The organism is Cellulomonas sp. JH27-2 (genome assembly GCF_014837175.1).
Taxonomy (GTDB): Bacteria; Actinomycetota; Actinomycetes; order Actinomycetales; family Cellulomonadaceae; genus Cellulomonas.
The window spans coordinates 220364-241783 of sequence record NZ_JACYFR010000005.1; the positions used below are offsets into that span (position 1 = coordinate 220364).

Genomic DNA, 21420 nt, shown 5'->3' on the forward strand with positions numbered 1-21420 from the left:
CCACCAACCTCACAGCGGCCCGACGCGCGCGGTGCGCGAATGGTTCGCAAGGTGCAACACCGGCGCGTCCGGGGCGGAAACATCGCGTTCGTAGCGTCGTCGCATCCGAGCAACCCATCCGCTCCCGGAGGCCCTCATGGCAACGCCGCTCGTCGACACGCAAGGCGTCGAGACCGACGCGTCCCCCCTCGCACCCGCCCCGTCGTCCGGTGCATCCCTCACCCACAGACCCGGCCGGTGGATCGACGGCTGGAACCCGGAAGACGGCGCCCAGTGGACGAGCGTCGGCAGGCCGGTCGCGCGCCGCAACCTGGGGTTGTCGGTGTTCGCCGAGTTCCTGGGCTTCGCCGTCTGGGCCGTGTGGAGCATCGTCGTGCCGCACCTGCCCGACGCGGGCTTCACGCTCAGCGTCGACCAGATGTTCTGGCTCATCGCCGTGCCCAGCCTCGTCGGCGCGACGCTGCGCATTCCGTACACGTTCGCGGTGCCTGTCTTCGGTGGCCGCAACTGGACGATCGTGTCCGCCGGGCTGCTGCTGATCCCGACCGTCGCGCTCGCGCTGGCGGTGCAGAACCCGTCGACGTCGTTCGGGGTGCTGCTCTTCGTCGCTGCGCTCGCGGGCCTCGGTGGCGGCAACTTCGCGTCGTCGATGGCCAACATCTCCTTCTTCTACCCGGACAGGGAGAAGGGCAAGGCGCTCGGCCTGAACGCCGCGGGCGGCAACATCGGGACGGCGGCCGTGCAGTTCGCGGTGCCGCTCGTCATCGTCGGCGCCGCCGGCGTCGAGCTGCAGCGCGCGGGCTGGATGTTCGTCCCGCTGATCCTGATCGCCGCCGCGCTGGCCTGGCGGTTCATGGACAACCTGTCGCACGCGAAGTCCGACCCGCGTTCCTACGGCGTGGCCGCGCGGTCGCGGCACACCTGGATCATCTCGTTCGTCTACATCGGCACGTTCGGCTCGTTCATCGGGTTCTCCGGTGCGTTCCCGACCCTGCTCAAGGCGCAGTTCCCCGAGGTCACGGTCTCGATCGCCTTCCTCGGTGCCCTGGTCGGGTCGGTGGCACGGCCCGCCGGCGGGTGGCTCGCCGACCGGCTGGGCGGCGCGCGCGTCACCATCGCGGCGTTCGCCGTCATGGCTGCGGGCACGGTCAGCGCGATCTTCGCCCTCCGGGCGCACGAGTTCGGGGCGTTCCTCGCCTCGTTCCTCGTGCTGTTCGTCGCGACCGGCGCGGGCAACGGGTCGGTGTACCGGATGATCCCCGCCGTCTTCCGGCACGGGATCACCGACGACGAGCAGCGGGCCCGTCGCGCCAAGGCCGCGGCCGGGTGCCTCGGGATCGCCGGCGCCGTCGGTGCGTTCGGCGGGTTCCTCGTCCCGCGCGGCTTCGCCTACTCGACCAACCACACCGGCAACATCCAGGCCGCGCTGTGGGTGATCGTCGGCCTGTACGCGGTCATGGCCATCACGGTCTGGGCGGTCTACCAGCGCCGCGGTTCGCGCTTCGGCTCGACCGTCATCTGATCGTCGCCCGACGCGGGCTGGGCGAGCCCGGCCCGCGTCGGCGTGCCCAGGATCAGGTGACGTCGACGCCGACCTGGTCGTAGCCCTCCGCGCCGTCGGGGATCACGTCGACGTTCCGGCCCGACTGGGGGCCGTCCGGGTCGAACGCCCGCACGTAGAGGCGGTGGTGGCCGGCGGTCGCGGGCCAGCGCCAGCTCCACTGCCGCCACGTGTCGATGCCGCCGTCGTCGGCCAGGTCCGCGTCCTGCCACGCACCGTCGTCGACGCGCACCTGCACCCGCGTGATGCCGCGGTGCTGCGCCCAGGACGTCCCGGCGACGACGACGTCGCCGGCCTTCACCTCCGCGCCGGAACGCGGCACCGAGATCCGCGACTGCGTCTTGACCGGCCCCTGCGGCGACCAGCCGCGGTCGGTCCAGTAGGCGGTCTTGTCGGCGAACCGGGTCACCTCGAGGTCCACGACCCACTTGGTCGCCGACACGTAGCCGTACAGACCGGGGACCACCATGCGCACGGGGAACCCGTGCTCGATCGGGAGCGGCTCGTCGTTCATGCCGACGGCGAGCAGTGCGTCGCGGTCGTCGGTGAGCGCCTCGATGGGCGTCGACGCCGTGAACCCGTCGGCGGAGGTGGACAGCACCATGTCCGCGTCGGCGTGGGGCTTGGCGCGCGCGAGCAGCTCGCGCACCGGCATGCCGAGCCAGCGCTGGTTGCCGATGAGGTCGCCGCCCACCGGGTTGGACACGCAGCACAGCGTCACCCACGCCTCGACGAGGTCGGCGGCCTGCAGCTCGTCCCACGTGAGCGTGACCTCGTTCTCGACGAGGCCGTGCACGCGCAGCTCCCACGTAGCCGGGTCCACCTGGGGGACCGCGAGGGCCGTGTCGATGCGGTAGAAGTCCGCGGGCGGTGTGGCCCACGGTTCGATGCCCGCCACCTGGACTCCTGCGGGCACGGGCGCCGCGGACGTGGCGGGCGGGGGGAGCGTGAGGGAGGCGCGAGCCGCGCGGGCGGCGCGTCCGGCGGCGCCGACGGATCGCCCGACGACCGCTGCGACGACCCCGAGCCCGGCTGCGGCGCTCGTCGCGAGCAGGAACGAGCGACGATCGGTGCGGGCGTGTGCGCGGTCGTCGCTCGCTGCCGCAGGGAGCCTGTCGATCAGCAGCCGCAGGGCGATGAGCCCGGCGACGCCGCCCGCGACGCTGGGCACGGCGGCCAGCGAGCCCGCGTCAGGGCGGGACAGCGCGGCCAGCCCGGCGACGGCGGCGAGCAGGACGACGAGGACGGCGCCCCACGCCCATCGGCGCGCCGCGAGGATGCCGGCCAGAGCGGCGAGGCCGGCGAGCACGATCACCTCGCCGATGCCGAGGACCAGCTTGTCGTTCGTGCCGAAGTTCGTGGTCGCGAACTCCTTGAGCCACGCCGGTGTCGCGTCGACGAACGTGGCGCCCACCGCGGTGAGCGGGTTCGTCGAGGCACCGGTGAACAGCGCGACCAGGCTGCCGACACCCACGGTCACAGCCCCCGCGGCGATCCCCGCGAGCGCCGCCAGGCCGGTCGGCAGGCCGGTCGGCGTGGTCGTTCGTGCAGTCGTTCCTACCTCTGGCATCCGTACCTCCGCCTCCCATCGTCCGTCATGCACCGAGGGAACGCGGCGCGGGCGTCGGGCGCCAGGGGGTGATCGTCAGCCGGCCGACGTGAGCGACGCCGGGACGCGCTCGCCGTGACCGGCGTCGCGCAGACCCTGACGGACACGCTCGGCCGCCGCGTCGAGCTCGTCGGCGGGCACGTCCGCGCGCGCGTTCGCGAACGACAGGCTCGCCTCGTCCCACGCCGGCAGCACGTGCAGGTGCAGGTGGGGGACCTCGAAGCCGGCGACCAGCAGAGCAGCCCGCGGGGCGTCCCACTGGGCCTGCTGCGCGAGCCCGATGGTCTTGGCGACGGTGATCAGGTGCGCCAGGACGTCGTCGGGCGCTTCCGTGAGCTGGACGATCTCCTGGCGCGGGACCACCAGGGTGTGCCCGTCGGTGATCGGCGCGATGGTGGTGAAGGCGACGACGACGTCGTCGGCCCAGACGAACCGGCCGGGGATCCGGCCCTCGATGATCTTGGTGAACAGCGTGCTCATGACCTCAACCTACGGCCGGGCTCACTGCCCGCGCAGCGCCTGCTTGATCGACAACCGACCGCCGGCGTGCAGGACGGCCCCGGAGTAGACGCGGCCGGCGAACCACACGAGGACCGGGAGCAGCGCGAGCGACAGGGCGATCGCGACGAGGTTCTCCCACGCCGCGGCCGTGCCGAGCGCGATGCGCACCGGCATGACCAGGGGCGACGCGAACGGGACGAACGAGAGCACCTTGACCAGCGGGTTGTCGGGGTCCCAGGGCGCGACGCTGACGGCGATCACGTAGGGCACCACCATGAAGGCGATCACCGGGCCCGTCACGGAGCCGATGTCCTCCTGCCGCGAGACGAGGCTCGCGAGCGCGGCGAGCGCGAGCGCGTAGCTGGTGAAGCCGATGACGAACCAGACCAGGGCCCACAGCGCCGCGGTGCCGATGTCGAGGGACGTCGAGTCGAGCAGGCCGAAGCCGACGACGGACGCGGCGCCGGCGCCGACGATCGCCACGAGCTGCAGCAGCCCGACGGCACCGATGCCGAGGACCTTGCCGGCCATGAGCTGCCACGGGCGCACGGTCGCGAGCAGCAGCTCGACGACGCGGCTCGACTTCTCCTCCACGACGCCCTGGGCCACGAGCTGGCCGGCGTTCATCAGCGTGATGAACAGCAGGATCCCGGCGATGTACCCGGCGGCGATCTGGCCGCCGTCCCGCGGCTCCTTCGGGTCCAGGACGGTCACGTCGGGGGCCGCTGTCGCGACGGTCTGCGCGACCGTCGCCGGGTCGCCACCCAGGTCTGTCACCGCGCCGGCGAGCGCGAGCTGCTGTGCCAGGGAGCCGAGCAGGGCCTTGCCCTGGTCGTCGACCTCCTCGTGCACCTCCACGGCGAGGGTGGGCGACGTGGACACCACGACCGCGTCGAGCGTTCCGTCGCGCAGGTCCGAGCGGGCGGTGGCGGCGTCGGGCACGTCCGTCACCTTGACGTCCACGCCGACGGCCTTGCCGGTGTCGCTGATCTGCTGGGAGACGCCCGACGCGTCGGGGAGCACGCCGATCGCGACCGGGTCCGGGTCGGAGCCGACGAGCTTGAAGACGAGGCCGCCGAGCACCACGGCGACGACGAACACGCCGGTGAGCAGCAGGAACGCCTTGGACAGGATGCGGGTCCGGATCTCGCGTCCGGCCACCAGGCGGATGGTGGCCGATGTGCCGAGGGGACGCAGCTCGCTCATGCCGGCACCGCCTCGGTCTGGGTGTCGGCCGTGACGACGTCGCGGTACAGCTCGGTCAGCGTCGGCCGCACGACCGCGAACTCGCGGACGGGCCCGACGGCCAGGGCCGCCGCGAGCAGCGCCTGGTCGGTGTCCGCCGCAGCACCGGGTCCCGCCTCGACGAGGCTCGTACCGTCGTCGTCCGCGACCACCCGGACGCCCGGTATCCCGCCGGCCCAGCGCGAGGCCGGTGGTCCGACCACGCGCCAGCGCGTCTCCTCGGTCCGCCGCAGCTCGTCGATCGCGCCGGTCGCGACGATCGACCCGGCACGGACGATGCCCACGCGGTCGCTGATCCGCTCCACGAGCTCGAGCTGGTGGGAGGAGAACACGACGGGCACGCCGCGGTCCGCCTGCTCGCGCAGCACGCCGCTCATGACGTCCACGGCGACCGGGTCGAGCCCGGAGAACGGCTCGTCGAGCACCAGGATGTCGGGCTCGTGGACCAGTGCGGCCGCGAGCTGGACCCGCTGCTGGTTGCCGAGCGAGAGCTTGAGCACCTCGTCGCCCCGGCGCTCCTCGATGCCCAGCACCTGCGTCCAGTGCTCCATCGACTCCCGGGCCCGAGCGGCGTCCATGCCGTGCAGCCGCGCCAGGTAGACGAGCTGGTCGGCCACCTTCATGCGCGGGTACAGGCCTCGCTCCTCGGGCATGTAGCCGATCCGCCGACGCGTCTCGTGGTCGATGGGCGCACCGTCCCACCGCACCTGCCCGGAGTCCGCCGCCAGCACACCGAGCGTGATGCGCATGGTGGTGGACTTGCCGGCCCCGTTGGACCCGACGAACCCGAAGATCTCCCCGGCGCGCACGGCGAACGACATGTCCCGCAGCGCCTGCAGGGACCCGTAGGACTTGTTCAGGGCGTCGATCTCGAGCGTGGCCACCCGCCGAGTCCATCACATGGTCCCGACATCGTGCCAAGAGTTTGGGGAAGCCGATCCTCCTCCGCTGAAACGTTTCGCGGCCTGGCGCCCGCGCTCCCGCGGGCGGACGGTCGAGAGGCATGCCCCGGACGCGCGACGACGACGTGGACTGGCCGGGCGCCCGGGAAGTCAACGACGACTGCTCGAGATGGAGGAAGACCATGCATGTCCTCGCACGTCCTTCCGCACGACCCAGAACGCGCGCCGCGGCACTGCTGACGGTGCTGCTCTCAGCGCTGCTGACCGGCATCGCCGTGACGCTCCCGGCGGGGCCCGCATCGGCGCACGGATCCGTCACCGATCCGCCCAGCCGCAACTACGGCTGTTGGGAGAGGTGGGGCTCGGACCACCTCAACCCGAAGATGGCCGACGTCGACCCGATGTGCTGGCAGGCGTTCCAGGCCGAGCCGAACGCCATGTGGAACTGGAACGGCCTGTTCCGCGAGGGCGTCGCGGGCAACCACCAGGCCGCCATCCCCGACGGCCAGCTCTGCTCGGGAGGCCGGACGTTCGACGGTCGGTACGCGGCGCTCGACAAGCCCGGGGCCTGGACCGCCAAGACCGTCGCCCCGAAGTTCCACCTCACCCTGACCGACAGTGCCAAGCACGGTGCCGACTACCTGCGCATCTACGTCACGAAGCAGGGCTTCGACCCGACCACCCAACCGATCGGCTGGGGTGACCTCGACCTGGTCCAGGTCACGGGGAGGTACCCGACGACGGGGCTGTACGAGACCGACCTCGACCTGACGGGGCGCTCCGGCCGCGCCGTGATCTACACGATCTGGCAGGCGAGCCACCTGGACCAGTCGTACTACATCTGCAGCGACATCATCATCAACGGCACGGGCTCGACGCCCACACCGACCCCGACCGCCACCATGACGCCGACACCCACGCCGACGCCGACCGTGACACCCACGCCGACGCCGACGCCCACGCCGACTCCCACCCCGACCACCAGCCCGACGACACCGCCGGCCGGTGAGTGCTCCGCGACGGTCAGGGCCGTCAACAGCTGGTCGGGCGCGTTCGTCGGTGAGGTCACCGTCAAGGCGGGCACCATCGCGCTGACCGGCTGGCACGTCATGATCATGGGTGCCGACGTGACCCAGGCGTGGAACGGCTCCCTGGCGGGTGCCAACACGATCACGAGCGCGGCCTGGAACAGCGCCGTCCCGGCGGGCGGGACGACGACGGCGGGCTTCATCGCCAACGGCACGGGCCAGGGGATGACGGTGATGTGCCACACCCACTGACGCAGAGGCGGGCGTGACGGGCGGACGTCAGGCCCGTTCGTGGGCCAACCGGGCCAGGGCGAGCACCGTGTTCCAGTTCCGCGCGGTGCCGTCCTGGCCCGTGGCCTTGCGCAGCACCGGCAGGGTCAGCTTGGAACGCCCGATGCCGTCGGGGTAGTACGCGTAGCACTCGTGCCCGGACCACTCCACGCGCTCGCGCCCGTAGGGGGACGGGTCGAACGACGTGCGCCCGACCGCGCCGTCCCAGCAGTACACGACCAGGTGGGAGGGGTCGTCGCGCACCTCGTCGGGGAACGGGACGCCCTCGACGATCGCGTCCCACTGGCCGAGAGTCCGCACGTGGACGGGGATGCGGAAGCCGAACTCGTCGGACAGAGCCTTCGTCAGCGCACCCTCGACCTTCGCCGCCGCGTCCGACGAGACGAGCACCAGGTTGCCGCTGTTGACGTAGCTGGCGACCTGCTCGTAGCCGAGTCCCTCGGCGACCGCGCGCATCGGCGCCGCCGTCACCTTGCGCCCACCCACGTTCACCGCGCCCAGCAGCGCCACCACGACTCCCATGCCGGAACTGTCCCACCCGCCACCCACCCCCGCCCCCGCGACGCGCCACCCACCCGCCCCGTCCTACCGCGACCCGTCCCACCGCGACCGCGCGCTGGGTGCGTCCCGCGCGCGGTGGGCGTGCCCGGGTTCTCGGGGACCGGGGGGCTGGGGGCTCGTGGTGGAGTCGGCTCTCACACCTGGCCGCCGGGGTGTGTGCGGGAAAGGTTCCGTCGGGGTAACCGAGCGCGACCACGAGTCGAAACACGCGTTTCCTACCGTCGGTACAGCAGGATCCCCCCAGCCCTCGCCAGCACGGACGGAGCCCAGCCATGGACCCGAGCGCCAGCAAGCACCTCGTCGTCGTCGGCGGCGGCATGGTCGCCCAGCGTCTCGTCGAGGCGTTGCGCGACCGCGACGCGGCCGGGGCCTGGCGCATCACGGTCCTCGCCGAGGAGCCGCGCCGGCCCTACGACCGCGTCGCGCTGACCAGCTACTTCTCCGGCCGTGACGCCGAGGACCTCGCGCTCGGCGACCCTGCGCTGTGGCACGACCCGCTCGTCACGCTGGTCCGCGACGACAAGGTCGTGACGATCGACCGAGCAGCCCGGACCGTCACCACCGGGCGCGGCCGCGTAGAGCACTACGACCACCTCGTGCTGGCGACGGGCTCGTCGGCGTGGGTCCCGCCCATCGAGGGCGCCGACCTGCCGGGCGTCTTCGTCTACCGCACGATCGACGACGTCGCGGAGCTGCGTGGTTACGTCGAGGCCATGGGGCAGGGCAAGGTCGTGCGCGGTGCCGTCCTGGGCGGTGGCCTCCTGGGCCTCGAGGCGGCGGGCGCGCTCCAGGCGCTCGGTGCCCAGACAACCGTCCTCCAGGTCGGCACGCACCTCATGTCCGCGCAGGTGGACCTGGGCGGCGGCGAGGCGCTGCGCCGCCTCATCAACGGCCTGGGCGTCGGGGTCCGGCTCAACGCGGCGACGACGAGGATCCGACCGCACCGCCGCGGCGGCGTGGGCCGGCTCGACCTGGCCGACGGCGGCCGGCTCGACGCCGACGTCGTCGTGATCGCCGCGGGTGTGCGCCCGCGCGACGAGCTGGCCCGCGACGCGGGCCTCGAGATCGGGGCACGCGGCGGTGTCGTCGTCGACGACACGTGCCTGACCTCCGATCCCGCCATCTCCGGGGTCGGCGAGGTCGCGTGCATCCAGGGTGCCTGCATCGGCCTCGTCGCCCCCGGTTACGCGATGGCCGAGGTGACCGCCGACCGCCTGCTCGGCGGGGCGGCGCAGTTCCCGGGCGCCGACACCGCGACCAAGCTCAAGCTCTCCGGCGTCGACGTCGCGAGCTTCGGCGACGCGTTCGGCCAGACGCCCGGGGCGCTGGAGATCGTGTGGGCGGACCCGGTGGCGGGCGTCTACAAGAAGCTCGTGATGTCCGACGACGCGCGCACGCTGCTCGGCGGGGTCCTGGTCGGCGACGCGTCGGCGTACGCGAGCCTGCGCCCCATGCTGGGCCGGGAGCTGCCCGGCGACCCCGCCGCGTACCTGCTGCCGGAGGGCACGGGCGGCGCGCCCGACCTGGAGCTGCCCGACGACGCCGGCGTGTGCTCGTGCAACAACGTGTCCGCGGGTGCCGTCCGCGGCGCGGTCACCGAACAAGGCTGCACCGACCTCGGCGCGGTCAAGGCGTGCACCAAGGCCGGGACCAGCTGTGGCTCGTGCCTGCCCCTGGTCAAGAAGCTCGTCACGGGCGAGCTCACCAAGCAGGGCATCACCGTCTCGTCGGCCCTGTGCGAGCACTTCGCGCTGTCGCGGGCCCAGCTGTACGACGCGATCCGCGTGTCCGGGGTGCGGTCGTTCACCGAGGTCGTCGAGCGCTTCGGCACCCGGCAGGGCGCGCGCGGCTGCGACATCTGCAAGCCGGCGATCGGCTCGATCCTGGCGACGACGGCCCCCGCGCACGTGCTCGAGGGCGAGCGAGCCGCGCTGCAGGACACCAACGACCACGTCATGGCCAACCTGCAGAAGGACGGCTCGTACTCGGTGGTCCCGCGCATCCCCGGCGGCGAGGTGACGCCGGCCGGGCTCATCGCGATCGGATCGGTCGCGGAGGACTTCGGGCTCTACACCAAGATCACCGGCGGGCAGCGGATCGACCTGTTCGGCGCCCGCATCGACCAGCTCCCGCTCATCTGGCAGCGCCTGGTGGACGCGGGCTTCGAGTCCGGTCACGCGTACGGCAAGTCGCTGCGGACCGTGAAGTCCTGCGTCGGCTCGACGTGGTGCCGCTTCGGCGTGCAGGACTCCGTGGCGCTCGCGGTGCTGCTGGAACTGCGCTACCGCGGGCTGCGCTCGCCGCACAAGATCAAGCTCGGCGTCTCCGGGTGCGCACGCGAGTGCGCCGAGGCGCGGGGCAAGGACGTCGGCGTCATCGCGACCGACAAGGGCTGGAACCTGTACGTCGGTGGCAACGGCGGGTTCACCCCGCGGCACGCGCAGCTCCTGGCCGAGGACCTCGACACCGAGACGCTGATCCGCACCATCGACCGGTTCCTGCTCTACTACGTCCGCACGGCGGACCGCCTGCAGCGCACGGCGCCGTGGGTCGACGACGTCGAGGGCGGGTTGGACGGCGTGCGCGCCGTGGTGCTGGAGGACTCGCTCGGCATCGCCGCGGACCTCGACGCGCAGATGGCGCGGCACGTGCTGGAGTACGAGGACGAGTGGAAGGCGACGCTCGAGGACCCCGAGAAGCTGCGACGGTTCGCCTCGTTCGTCAACGCCCCCGAGGTCGCCGACCCGTCGTTGGCGTACGTCCCCGAGCGCGGTCAGGTGCGGCCCGCGACGGCCGACGAGCGCGACGAGGCCCGCGAGGCGCAGCTGCGCGGCGAACCCGTGCTCGTCGCCGGATCAACCCTGGAGGTGCGGCGATGACCGTGATGGAACGCACGTGGGTCGCGGTGTGCCGGCTCGACGACCTGGCGCGCGAGCGCGGCGCCGCGGCGCTGGTCGACGGCGTGCAGGTCGCGCTGTTCCGGCTGGCCGACGACCGCGTGCTGGCCGTCCAGCAGCACGACCCGTTCTGCGACGCGTACGTCTTGTCGCGCGGCATCGTCGGGTCGCGGGCGGTGGACGGAGCCGAGGTGGCCACGGTCGCCTCGCCCATGCACAAGCAGGTGTTCGACCTGGTCACGGGCCGTTGCCTCGACCCGGTCGGCAAGGAGCCGGTGCGGGGCATGTCCGCCGACCTGCGGGTGTGGCCCGTGCGTGTGGTCGACGACGTGGTGGAGGTGGGGGCGTGACCACGATGCTGGGGCTCGAGCTGGCGGGCCGGCGCGTGCTCGTCGTCGGCGGGGGACCGGTCGCGGCACGCCGCGTCCAGGGCCTGCTGACCGACGCCGCGCACGTGGTCGTCGTCGCGCCGGCCGTGTGCGAGACCCTGCGCGACCAGCACCGCTGGGGTCTGGTGGAGTGGCACGCGCGCGAGGTCGCCGAGACCGACCTCGACGACGTCTGGCTGGTCCACACCGCAACGGGCGACCGCGGCGCCGACGCGGCGGTGGCGGGCTGGGCCCGGGACCGCCGGGTGTTCTGCGTCGCCGCGGGCGACGCCGCGCAGGGCAGCGCCCGCACGCCGGCGACCACGCGGTCGGGCGACGTCCTTGTCGGCGTGGTCTCCAACGGGCCGCCCGACCCGGCCCGCACCGCCGTCGTGCGCGACGGGCTAGCCGAGCGGGTGCGCGACGTGGTCGACGAGCACCTGCGCGAGGGGCGCGTGGACCTGCGGGCGCGGCGGACGGTCGACGAGGGCCGCGTGGTGCTCGTCGGCGGCGGACCCGGTGACCTCGGCCTGCTGACGATCGCGGGCCGGCGCGCGCTGGCCGTCGCGGACGTCGTGGTCGTCGACCGGCTCGGCCCGGTCGAGGTGCTCGACGAGCTCGCGCCCGGCGTCGAGGTGATCGACGTCGGCAAGACTCCCGGTCACCACCCCGTCCCGCAGCACGAGATCGGCCGGATCCTGGTGGAGCAGGCCCAGCGCGGACGGGTCGTGGTGCGGCTCAAGGGCGGCGACCCGTTCGTCTACGGGCGTGGCGGCGAGGAGGTGCTCGCGTGCCGCGAGGCCGGCGTGCCCGTCGAGGTGATCCCCGGCGTGAGCAGCGCGCTCGCGGTGCCGGCTGCCGCCGGCATCCCGCTCACGCACCGTGGGACGGTCGGCGCCGTCCACGTCATGAACGGGCACGACGGCTGGTCACAGGCCGGTCTCGTCGGGCTGCGCGACGCGTCGTGCACCGTGGTGGTGCTCATGGGGGTCGCGGTGCTGGCGGACCTGGTGGGCCGCGCGCTGGAGTTCGGGGCCGCGCCGTCGACGCCCGTCGCGATCGTCGAGAGCGGGACCACCGGGGCCCAGCGAGTCACCCGGGCGCCGCTCGGCGAGATCGTGCGCGTGGCGGGTCGCGTGGGTGTCCAGGCGCCGGCCGTGATCGTGCTGGGTGACGTGGCCGCGCCGGGCCTGCTGGACGCCTCCCCGGCGCTGGGCCCCGAGCACGACACAATGACCACGTGAACGAGCCCATCGACCAGACGCTGGCGGGCCTCGTCGTGCTCGTCACCGCCGATCGACGCTCGGCCGAGCTCTCTGCGGCTCTGACCAGGCGCGGCGCGAGCGTCCGGCACGCCGCGTCGCTCGGTATGGTCCCGCACATCGACGACGCCGCTCTGCTGGCGGGCACGCGCTCCCTGCTGGCCGACCCTCCCGACACGGTCGTGGTGACGACGGGCATCGGGTTCCGCGGCTGGATCGAGGCCGCCGACGCGGCGGGCCTCGCCGAGCCGCTCGTCGGCATGCTGTCCCAGGCGCGCATCGTCGCCCGCGGGCCCAAGGCGCGTGGCGCCATCCAGGCGGCGGGCCTGACGGCGGACTGGGTCGCCGAGTCGGAGACGAGCGCCGAGATGGCGGAGTTCCTGCTCGACGAGGGTGTGGCCGGTCACGACATCGCGGTCCAGCACCACGGAGCCGGGTCGGACGGGCTCGACGAGGCGTTCCGGCTGGCCGGCGCGCGCGTGCGCAGCCTCGTCGTGTACCGCTGGGGTCCGCCTGCGGACCCCGCCGCCGTCGCCGCGTCCGTGCGGGCCGTCGCCGCGGGGGAGATCGACACCGTCGCGTTCACGTCGGCGCCCGGCGCGGCGGCGTGGCTCGAGGCCGCCGACGCCGCAGGGGTCACCGAGCGGATCGTGCGTCTGTGCCGGGACGGCCACGTGGTGACCGCGGCGGTCGGGCCCATCACGGCAGGCCCGCTGCTGGACCGCGGGATCGAGCCGCTGGTCCCGGAGCGCGGGCGGCTCGGCTCGCTCGTGCGCCTGATCATCGGCCACTACGGGGGGCTGCAGGCCCTCGACACGATCGCGGGCCCGCTCCAGGTCCACCGCGGTGCGGCGGTGCTCGACGGTCGCGTGCTGGCACTGACCCCCAGCGGGCTCGAGATCCTCCGGCTGCTCGCGGCCGCCCGCGGGTCCGTCGTCCTGCGCGACCTGGTCCTGGACGCGCTGCCCGGGGACTCGCGCGACCCGCACGCCGCCGAGGTCGCGATCGCCCGCCTGCGCGAGGCCACCGGCAGCCGCGCGCTGATCCGGACCGTGGTCAAGCGCGGCTACCGGCTCGAGCTGGCGGACGGCGCATGACCGTGCTCGTCGGGTGCTCGCACGGCACCGACAACACCGACGGCCGCGAGGCGATCCGGTCGATCCTGACCGACGTGCGTGCCGCGCGGCCGGAGCTCGACGTGCGCGAGGCGTTCGTCGACGTGCAGATCCCCGAGGTCGCGGCCGTGGTCGCCGACGCGGTGGCGGGCGGGGGAGAGGCGGTCGTCGTGCCGCTGCTGCTGTCCGTCGGCTTCCACGTGCGGGTCGACATCGCGGAGGCGGTCGACCGCGAGGGCGCGGCCGCCGCACCTCCGCTCGGTCCCGACGACCGGCTCGTCGCGATCCTGCGCGACCGGCTCGACGCGGTGGGGCTCACGTCCGACGACGTCGTCGTGCTGGCCGCAGCGGGTTCCACCGACCCGGCCGCGGCCGTCGCGGTCGAGACCGTCGCCGCCGGGCTGGCGGACGCGATCGACTCGCCGGTGACGATCGGCTACGGCGCCGGCGCGAGCCCGACCGTCCCGCAGGCGGTGGCCGACGCGCGCGCGGGGCTGACGACCGGCGGACGCGTCGTCGTCGCCTCCTACCTGCTGGCGCCCGGCTACTTCCACGACCGGGTCCTCGAGGCGGGAGCCGACGTGGTGAGCGCGCCGCTCGCGCCCGATCCGCGGCTCGCGGAGATCGTGCTGGACCGGTTCGACGCCTGCGTCTGACTTACAGTGCGGTAACCAAACGATGGGACGGGACTTGCCCCCGCGCCGCGGACCCCGTAGGAACAGTGGCGTGCACACCGACGTGACGACGCCCCGACGTGTCCTGCCGATGCGGACCGGCCTGGTGGCCGGTGCCTTGCTCGCGGCAGCGCTCACCACCAGCGCCTGCTCGGCGGGCGCCCCGGACCCGGGTCCTGCGCCGGCCTCGAGCGGGGCGGCTGGCATGACGTCCGCCAAGGCGCCGGACTGCCTGCCGTCGGGGACGCAGGCGGTCGCCGTCGCGTCCGGCGACGTCACGACGGCCGTCGCGGTGAGCGCGGGCGGGAGCCAGGGCGTGGTGCTCGCGCCGCAGAACGGCGGCGACTGGTGCCAGTGGGCGTCGGAGGCGAAGCACCTGGTCAGCAAGGGGTACCGGGTCGCGACGTTCACGTGGCCGGGCACCGGGAACATCAAGGGAGAGGCCGCGATGCGATCCGCGGTGGACGCCCTGCACCAGGCGGGTGTCGAGAAGGTCGCCCTCGTCGGCGCCTCGAAGGGCGGCACGTACGTCGTGGCGATGGCGCAGGAGCTGGGCGCCGTCGGCGTGGTCGCGCTGAGCCCGGCCTCGCGGTTCGAGGGGATGGACGCCCGCTCGACGTCGGTCGACTACACCGGCCCGCTGCTGGTGATCGCCGCGAGGGACGACAAGGACGTCTCGCGCGACGACTCCCAGCTGGTCTCGCGCCCCGACGAGGGGCCGTCGTTCTTCGAGGTACCGCTCGCTGCACACGGCGTCGCGATGCTCGCCGACGAGGACCACCACGACCACGTCGAGTTCCTCATCGACGACGAGCTCACCCGCGCCTTCGCCGGCTGAAACACCACGCAGCACGAAGGGGTGAGCATCCAGCGGATGCTCACCCCTTCGTCGTGGCCAGGCTCAGACCCAGCGGCGCCGGACGAACGTCGCGAGGCCCGCGCCGCCCGCGAACAGCACGATCGCCAGGATCAGGCGACCGACCGAGCTCGCGCCCTCGCCGTCGGCTCCGGCGATCTCGATCGAGTAGGCGGTCGCCGACGTCGCACCCTGCGGGGCCCCGACGGCCATGCCCTCGGTCTCGGCACGCTTGGCGCCGGCGACGAGCACCGCGTACTTGGCGCCGTAGGACGTCGCCGTGTCCTCGCCCGTCGAGACGAGCTTGGACGTGCCCTGGTCGGAGAGCTGCTGCGCCCCGTCCACGAGGCCAGGCGTCTTCTCCTTGGCGGTGGCCAGGCCGTCGGCGAGCTTCTTGCTGCCGTCGGCGGCGTCACCGATGCCCTCGGAGAGCGTCGACGCACCCGCGGATGCCGCCGCCGCGCCTGTGGCGAGCTTCTTCGAGCCGGCCGCGGCGTCGTCGGCGCCGTCGGACAGCTTGGACGCACCGTCCGACGCCTTGTACACGCCGACCGCCAGCTTCTGGGAACCCTCGGTCGCCGTCAGCAGACCGCCGTACAGCGTCGACGTGCCGTCGGTGACCTGCGCGATCCCGTCGTACAGGTCGGCCGACCCGTCGGCCGCCGCCTGTGCCCCGGCCGCCAGGTCCCTCGACCCGGCCGCGGCCCTGTTGATGCCGGTCGACAGCGCGGCCGACCCGGCCGCGGCCTTGTCGATGCCGGCTGAGAGGTTCTTGGAACCCGCTGCGGCCTGGTCGATACCGGTCGACAGCGCCTGCGCTCCATTCGTGAGCCTGGACAGCCCGTCGACGAGGCCGTCCTTGCCGGAGACGCCGGATTGAATCCGTCCGACGCCACCTTGCAGCAGGTGTACGCCACCCCGCAGGGTCTTGTCGGTGGCGTCCTTGTCCCCACCGACGGCGGCCTGAATCTGGCCCACCAGCTGCGACGTTGCGTCACCGAGCCCCTTGGACGTCGCATCGAGGCCGTCGGCGACATCCGTCAGTCCTCCGGCGAGCTGGGCGAAGTACGTGTCCGCCCCCCCGAGCTTGGCGCCCAGCGTCGAGGTCGAGTCGCCGAACATGCTCAGCTTCATCGACGCGCCCGTGAGGGTTGCCGCGGAGGTCAGCAGCTTTGTCTTGTTGGGGTCGGTGTCGTCGAGCGCGTTCGCAAGGTCCGTGAGGGCCTTGGCCTGCGCGTCGACGACAGCGGCCGCCGAGGTCACTCCACCGCCGAGCTTGCCCGCATTCGTCGACGCGTCCGCGATGCTCGATCGCAACGTCGCAGTCAGGAAGCGCAGTGACTTCCCGTCGGTCGCCTCGCCGATCCCAGCCCGCATCTTTGCGAGCCCGGCCGCCAACGGCTTCAGCTCGTCCGGGACGCCCCCGACCGTGGTGCTGAGCAGCGCGAGCCCGTCGTCGAGGTTCTCGAGCCCGTCCGAGATCTGTCCAAGGCCGTCCACCAGCGACGTCTTTACCGTGGTCGACGTGGTGACACCCGCCGAGATGTCGCGCGCACCTTCGAGCAGAGCCTTCGCCCCGGCAGCCGCGCCGGCCTTGGAGTCGTTGAGGCCGTCTGCGAGGGCCTTTGCTCCGGCTGCGGCCCCCTTCGTGGGATCAGTGTTGTTGAGCCCCTCGGACAGCGCCTTGGCGCCGGCGGCGGCACCCTTGGTGGGGTCGGGGTCGTTCAGACCGTCGGCAAGCTCCTGGGCTCCCGGTGCGAGGGCGTCGTTGAGCCCGGATGCGAGGTCGAAGGATCCCGGCTCGATCTGGTCGCTCAGCGCGTCCGAGAGCTGCCCCGCGCCCGGGGTGATCTGCTTGTTCAGCCCGGTCCACAGCTGCTTGGCGCCCGGGCCCAGCTGCTTGCCGAGCGCGCCGGAGAGCGTCGTCAGACCGGGTGCGAGCTTCCCGTTGAGCCCGGCGGAGAGCTCGGCGGCGCCGGGGGCGAGCTGGTCGAGGCCGGATGCGAGCTTCTCGGCGCCCGGCGCGGCCCGGTCGACCAGGCCCTGCGAGAGCTGGTCGGCGCCGTCGCCGAGCTGGATGATGCCGTCGAGCACCTGGGCGGCGCCGTCGCGGAGCTTGAGGACGTTGTCGTCGATCTGCACGGCGCCCGACGTGAGCTCGACGCCGCTGTCGGCGCCCGCCTTGTAGCTGGCAGAGCCGCCCTTGAACGACGGGTAGTCGAGCGGCGAGACGGGCATGGACGTCAGCGTCGCCGCGGGCACCCGGCCGTGCGTGATCTGGGCCGTGTAGCCGAACTCGGCGGTGGGGGAGCCGATCGGCGGGAACAGCGTCATCTGGTACGTCATCTGCGTGCCGCCTCGGCCGTCGCCGGCCATGCCGGCCTCGTCGGACCGCACGTCGGTGAACGTCGACGGCAGCACGGTGACGAGCTGCCCGATCATCGGGACGACCGTGGTCTCGGTGGACGTCGTCGTGCCGCCCTTGCCGTCGTCGTAGCTGACCTGCTCCTGCTTGGCGGTCTGGTTCGTGACCGTGAAGTGCACGGCCAGCTCGCCCGACTTCCCGACGACCGAGCCCGGCTTCACGGGCTTGCCGTCGAGGGTGTACGTGATCTCGACCTTGAGCGGCAGGTCCTGGTCGTAGTCGCTGACCGAGCGCAGGCGGCGCTCGCCGTCCACGCTGACGTCCGCGACGACGTTCCCGTCGACCACCCGGTAGCCGCCGAACCCGTCGAGGTTGCGCAGGCCGTGCGTCGAGACGGGGTTGGAGATCCGTGCCGTGCCGTGGCCGGACAGCGCGAGCTGGTCGTAGATGCGCGCGTCCTGCAGCGACCCCGTCGCGTCCAGGTGGGCCTGCACGGTCTCGGTGTTGGTGACGGCGACGTCGCCGTCGTCGGCCGCGAGGGCCGGCGGGGCGCTGACCGCGACGATGAGCGGGACCGCGGCGAGGGCCGCGGCGGTGGTGAGGGTGGAGCGGCGCACGTCAGGCCTCCGTCGGGGGCTGCAGGGGAAGGTGCCAGGCGTTGCCCTCGCGGCGGGCGACGCTCGGGGTGCCGGTGGCGGGGGTGTCCGCGTCGCGAGCGACGGCTGGTGCGGCGGCCGCGGGGACGGCCGGTGCGGAAGCCTGGGCCGTGTGGCGGGGCGCCGTGCGGGCGGCGTCGTCGGTCGAGCGCTCGAGCTCGCGCTCGTGCTGGATCTGAGGGCCGAGCAGCGCGGTCGCGACGAAGCCGGCGCCCGCGGCGACCAGGATCGAGGTCGCGGTGGTGGCCGACGACGACAGGAACGCGGTCGGGTCGGCGGCGTACGTCGTCTCGTAGGCCCCGGCCATCGCGGCGGCACCGAGCAGGGTCGCCCACAGCGGCAGGCGGCCGCGCGTCGCGGCCCCCACGGCCAGGCAGACGAGCAGCACGACGAGCACGGCGACGGCCCGCCCGGCGGTCGCGTCGGGCAGCACGGCCGCGCGCAGCGCGTAACCCGCCCAGGCGACGACGAACCCGATCAGGAACGCGCCGGCACGTTGCGCCGGCGATCGGTCGGGCACGAGGCCCAACGCCCCGCCCAGGGCACCACCGAGCAGCGCGACGCCCTCGGTGTCGAGCCCCAGGGCGTCGGACAGGACGACGAGCAACGTCGTCAGGACGGCGAGGGTGACCCCCGCCAGGATGTACCGCCTCATGACCACCTCGATGTGGTGAACCGCTGGAAGACCTGGACCGTCGGCCGTCCCGGGAAGGCGCACACGTGGCGCCGGCGCCGTTGACGGCGGCGCGCGCGTCCTCCCAGGACGAGACCGCGGCTTGTCTACCAACGCGACGAACACCTAGGCCAGCCGGTACTAGGTAAAACGGGCCGAGTACCAGATAAGCGTTATCGCGTTGTGATCTGGGCCACGTCGGGTGGCCCGACGGGGCGTCAGATGAAGTTCAGCGGGTCGAACTCGTCGACCGGGATGATCCGCAGGCGCGGCAGCGAGATGTTGAACGCGGCCACGTCGTACTCGAGGTCGAACTGCTGCAGGCCGCGCGACGTGAGGCCCGCCAGCTGGGTGCTGGTGAACTCGCGGAACGCGAGCAGGCCGACTCGACGGTCGCCCGCGTCGACCAGGGCCTCCAGCTCGGGCGCGAAGTCGCCGTCGTGGCTCGCCAGCATCACGTCGCCCCGTCGCTCGGCGAGCGCCGCGAGCGTGCGCTTGATGCCGATGTCGACGACCTTCTCGTACGACTCGCCGGACAACGGGATCACGCGGAAGTCGATGGCGGTGAGCGCCTGGATGAACGACATCGGCAGCGTGCCGTTCGACGCGTTGAGGAAGAACAGCCCCTTGACGGGCTGCTGCCACGCGGAGCGCGTGAAGTCGCGGATGCGGTCCCAGCGGGGCCGCTGCTCGGACGTCGGTCGCCCGCCCAGGATGCTGGAGCCCAGCGTCGCGTCGATGTTCTCGCCGTCGACCAGCAGGTAGGTGGTGCCGGTTGCCGTGTCCGCGCTGCTCATGAGGTCAGGCTACTGGGAACACCCCGCGCGCCGTGCGGGTTGGTCCATGCAGACGCATGGACCGACGAAGGAGCACGCATGACGCGGGATCGGGCGCTACCCGGGGTGCGCGAGACGACGCAGGCCTGGGAGTCGCTGTTCCGCGCCCAGGTGACGCTCATGCGCCGGTTCCAGGCCGACGACGTCTGGGGCGAGGTGTCCCTGCGCGAGTACGACGTGCTCTTCACGCTCACGACGTGCCCGGGAGGGTCGGCCCGGCTGCGCGAGCTGGCCGAGAACAGCCTGCTCACGCAGCCGAGCCTGTCGCGGCTCGTCGAGCGGCTGGAGGCTGACGGCCTGGTGACGCGCGACCCGGTGCCGGGCGACGGTCGGGGCGTCGCGGTGACCCTCACCGCGCGAGGCCGCTCCGTGCAGCGCGAGGTCGGGCGGCGCCACGCGGAGTCGATCCGGCGGTACGTGGGCGGGGCGCTCGACGCCGACGAGCTCGCTGCCCTGCGGACACTCACGGACAAGCTCCGCGCGGGCCAGGCCGACATCGACTGACCAAGGACCTCGGGCCCACGTGCCGTGCGCGGTCGCACGTGACGATGGGGGTCCCCGATCCGAGGAGCATGCGATGGACGCACGAGTTCTGGTGGTGATCGCCTCGAGGCACGGCGCGACGAGGGAGATCGCGGACGCGGTCGCGGACGTCCTGCGCGAACGCGGCGCAGCGGTGGACGTCGCCCCGCCGGGCGAGGCCCCGGGCGTGACCGGCTACGACGCCGTGGTCGTCGGCTCCGCGGTCTACACGGGTCACTGGCTCCCCGCGGCCCGCGCCTACGTCGAGCGGGAGTCGGGGGCGCTGGCGAGGCGGCACGTGTGGTTCTTCTCGTCGGGCCTGGCCGGTCAGCCGGCGGCGGCCGCGAACAGCCCGCACGAGATCGCCGCGATGGTGAGGTCCGTCGGCGCGCACGGGCACCGCAGCTTCCGCGGCCGCCTCGACGTCTCGGTGCTGTCCTTCGCGGAACGGGCGATCATCGCCGGTGCGCGCGCCCGGGCGGGCGACCACCGCGACCTCGCCGCGGTGCGACGGTGGGCCGACGAGGTGGGCGACGAGCTCGTGCGCGTGTCGGCGCTCTCGGCCTGACGCCGTGGCTCCTCAGTCCTGGCCGCGCAGCGTGTCGAGGCGTTCGGCGACCTCCGCGAGCGGCGGGCGCTCCTCGGGCTCCATCGCAGTCATCGCGCCCAGGAGGCGGGACCAGCCGCGTCCCAGGCTCGTCGGGACGGTCACGGGCTCGAGCAGCCGCGCCAGGGAGCTGGCCAGCGGCGCGCCGGGGTAGGCGCGCGTCCCGGTGCGGCACTCCAGCAGCACGAGTCCCAACGAGTACACGTCGGAGGCGGGACCGACGTCGGCACCGAGCGCCTGCTCCGGGCTGTGGTAGCCGGCGGTCCCCGACGAACCGGCGGGTGCTCGTCCGGTCCCGCGCGCGGCACCGCTCGTCGCGATCCCGAAGTCGGCGAGCACGACGGTGGGCCCGCCCCGCCCGCTCACGACGGGGTTGCGGTCGGGGGGCGTGACCAGGACGTTGGACGGCTTGATGTCCCGGTGGACGACGCCGGCGGTGTGGGCGTGGTCGAGCGCCACGGCGATCTGGTGCCCGATGGCCGCGGTGTCCTGCGCCGAGACGGGGCCCCGTGCGATGAGCTCCCGCAGCGTCGTGCCCTCGATCAGCTCCATCGCGAGGAACGCGACCGGGCCGCGCTCGCGGTCCACGTCGGCGCCCACGTCCAGCAGCGCGACGAGCCCGGGATGGGACAGACCGGCCAGCACGCGAGCCTCCTGCGCGTAGCGGCGCACGTCGGCGGGGGTGGCGTCGTCGAGCGTGAAGACCTTGAGCGCGACGGAGCGCCCGACGCGCAGGTCGGTCGCCCGGAAGACCTCGCCGGAGCCCCCGGACCCGAGGCGCGACTCGACCTGGTAGCGGCGCCCCAGCGCCGTCCTGGTACGACGGTCCGCGTCCATGCTCTTGGCGTGCTCCTTCGTCGGGCGGGGTGGTCGCGCTGCCCCGCGCACGTC

Annotated in this window: 19 protein-coding genes; 10 read left to right on the forward strand and 9 right to left on the reverse strand. The window is 73.3% G+C overall.

What is annotated here, in order from left to right; all coding sequences use genetic code 11:
* The first annotated feature begins 136 nt into the window (after positions 1–136).
* The gene (locus tag IC607_RS15510) at positions 137–1522 is read left to right on the forward strand and encodes an MFS transporter (RefSeq protein ID WP_191788305.1); all 1386 of its coding nucleotides are present in this window, start codon (positions 137–139) and stop codon (positions 1520–1522) included.
* A 52-nt stretch (positions 1523–1574) separates the two neighbouring features.
* On the opposite strand, the gene IC607_RS15515 is transcribed toward IC607_RS15510, so the two are convergent.
* From IC607_RS15515 to IC607_RS15530, 4 genes are all read right to left on the reverse strand, one after another.
* Positions 1575–3131 carry a molybdopterin-dependent oxidoreductase gene (locus IC607_RS15515; RefSeq protein WP_191788306.1) on the reverse strand — a complete coding sequence of 519 codons (1557 nt, stop codon included), beginning with the start codon at positions 3129–3131 and terminating at the stop codon, positions 1575–1577.
* 75 nt (positions 3132–3206) lie between these two features.
* Positions 3207–3650, reverse strand: a complete 444-nt coding sequence (locus IC607_RS15520) for an HIT family protein (protein WP_191788307.1) — start codon at positions 3648–3650, stop codon at positions 3207–3209.
* A 21-nt stretch (positions 3651–3671) separates the two neighbouring features.
* The gene (locus IC607_RS15525; RefSeq protein ID WP_191788308.1) at positions 3672–4877 is read right to left on the reverse strand and encodes an ABC transporter permease; all 1206 of its coding nucleotides are present in this window, start codon (positions 4875–4877) and stop codon (positions 3672–3674) included.
* Complete coding sequence (locus IC607_RS15530; protein ID WP_191788309.1) at positions 4874–5800, reverse strand: ATP-binding cassette domain-containing protein; 927 nt, start codon at positions 5798–5800, stop codon at positions 4874–4876. The genes IC607_RS15525 and IC607_RS15530 overlap by 4 nt, the downstream gene beginning before the upstream one ends.
* A 260-nt stretch (positions 5801–6060) precedes the next feature.
* Between IC607_RS15530 and IC607_RS15535 the strand changes: the two genes are divergently transcribed.
* Complete coding sequence (locus IC607_RS15535; protein WP_370526306.1) at positions 6061–7098, forward strand: lytic polysaccharide monooxygenase; 1038 nt, start codon at positions 6061–6063, stop codon at positions 7096–7098.
* A 27-nt stretch (positions 7099–7125) separates the two neighbouring features.
* Here the strand turns inward: IC607_RS15535 and IC607_RS15540 are convergent, their stop codons facing one another.
* Entirely contained in the window at positions 7126–7659 is a 534-nt protein-coding gene (locus IC607_RS15540; RefSeq protein ID WP_191788311.1) for a DUF1697 domain-containing protein, read from the reverse strand.
* A gap of 311 nt (positions 7660–7970) precedes the next feature.
* On the opposite strand from IC607_RS15540, the gene nirB reads away from it, so the two are divergent.
* From nirB to IC607_RS15570, 6 genes are all read left to right on the forward strand, one after another.
* Positions 7971–10577, forward strand: coding sequence for a nitrite reductase large subunit NirB (gene nirB, locus IC607_RS15545; protein WP_191788312.1), 2607 nt, complete (start codon positions 7971–7973; stop codon positions 10575–10577).
* A complete protein-coding gene (gene nirD, locus IC607_RS15550; RefSeq protein ID WP_191788313.1) occupies positions 10574–10945 on the forward strand; it encodes a nitrite reductase small subunit NirD in 372 nt (123 codons plus the stop codon). Before nirB ends, nirD begins: the two co-directional genes overlap by 4 nt.
* The gene (gene cobA / locus IC607_RS15555; protein WP_191788314.1) at positions 10942–12207 is read left to right on the forward strand and encodes a uroporphyrinogen-III C-methyltransferase; all 1266 of its coding nucleotides are present in this window, start codon (positions 10942–10944) and stop codon (positions 12205–12207) included. The genes nirD and cobA overlap by 4 nt, the downstream gene beginning before the upstream one ends.
* Positions 12204–13322, forward strand: coding sequence for a uroporphyrinogen-III synthase (locus IC607_RS15560; RefSeq protein WP_191788315.1), 1119 nt, complete (start codon positions 12204–12206; stop codon positions 13320–13322). The genes cobA and IC607_RS15560 overlap by 4 nt, the downstream gene beginning before the upstream one ends.
* Entirely contained in the window at positions 13319–13996 is a 678-nt protein-coding gene (locus IC607_RS15565) for a sirohydrochlorin chelatase (protein ID WP_191788316.1), read from the forward strand. The genes IC607_RS15560 and IC607_RS15565 overlap by 4 nt, the downstream gene beginning before the upstream one ends.
* 70 nt (positions 13997–14066) lie before the next feature.
* Complete coding sequence (locus tag IC607_RS15570) at positions 14067–14852, forward strand: alpha/beta hydrolase (RefSeq protein ID WP_191788317.1); 786 nt, start codon at positions 14067–14069, stop codon at positions 14850–14852.
* A 63-nt stretch (positions 14853–14915) separates the two neighbouring features.
* On the opposite strand, the gene IC607_RS17940 is transcribed toward IC607_RS15570, so the two are convergent.
* The 3 genes from IC607_RS17940 to IC607_RS15585 form a co-directional block, all read right to left on the reverse strand.
* Positions 14916–17852 carry a hypothetical protein gene (locus tag IC607_RS17940; protein WP_191788318.1) on the reverse strand — a complete coding sequence of 979 codons (2937 nt, stop codon included), beginning with the start codon at positions 17850–17852 and terminating at the stop codon, positions 14916–14918.
* A gap of 1 nt (position 17853) precedes the next feature.
* Positions 17854–18546 carry a hypothetical protein gene (locus tag IC607_RS15580; protein ID WP_225225125.1) on the reverse strand — a complete coding sequence of 231 codons (693 nt, stop codon included), beginning with the start codon at positions 18544–18546 and terminating at the stop codon, positions 17854–17856.
* A 236-nt stretch (positions 18547–18782) separates the two neighbouring features.
* Entirely contained in the window at positions 18783–19361 is a 579-nt protein-coding gene (locus IC607_RS15585) for an NYN domain-containing protein (RefSeq protein WP_191788319.1), read from the reverse strand.
* Between the two features lie 78 nt (positions 19362–19439).
* Between IC607_RS15585 and IC607_RS15590 the strand changes: the two genes are divergently transcribed.
* Entirely contained in the window at positions 19440–19904 is a 465-nt protein-coding gene (locus IC607_RS15590) for a MarR family winged helix-turn-helix transcriptional regulator (protein ID WP_191788320.1), read from the forward strand.
* A 73-nt stretch (positions 19905–19977) separates the two neighbouring features.
* Positions 19978–20490 carry a flavodoxin domain-containing protein gene (locus IC607_RS15595; RefSeq protein WP_191788321.1) on the forward strand — a complete coding sequence of 171 codons (513 nt, stop codon included), beginning with the start codon at positions 19978–19980 and terminating at the stop codon, positions 20488–20490.
* Positions 20491–20502: 12 nt separating this feature from the next.
* On the opposite strand, the gene IC607_RS15600 is transcribed toward IC607_RS15595, so the two are convergent.
* On the reverse strand, positions 20503–21417 hold the full coding sequence (locus IC607_RS15600; RefSeq protein WP_370526307.1) for a serine/threonine-protein kinase: 915 nt from the start codon (positions 21415–21417) through the stop codon (positions 20503–20505).
* Positions 21418–21420 lie beyond the last annotated feature (3 nt).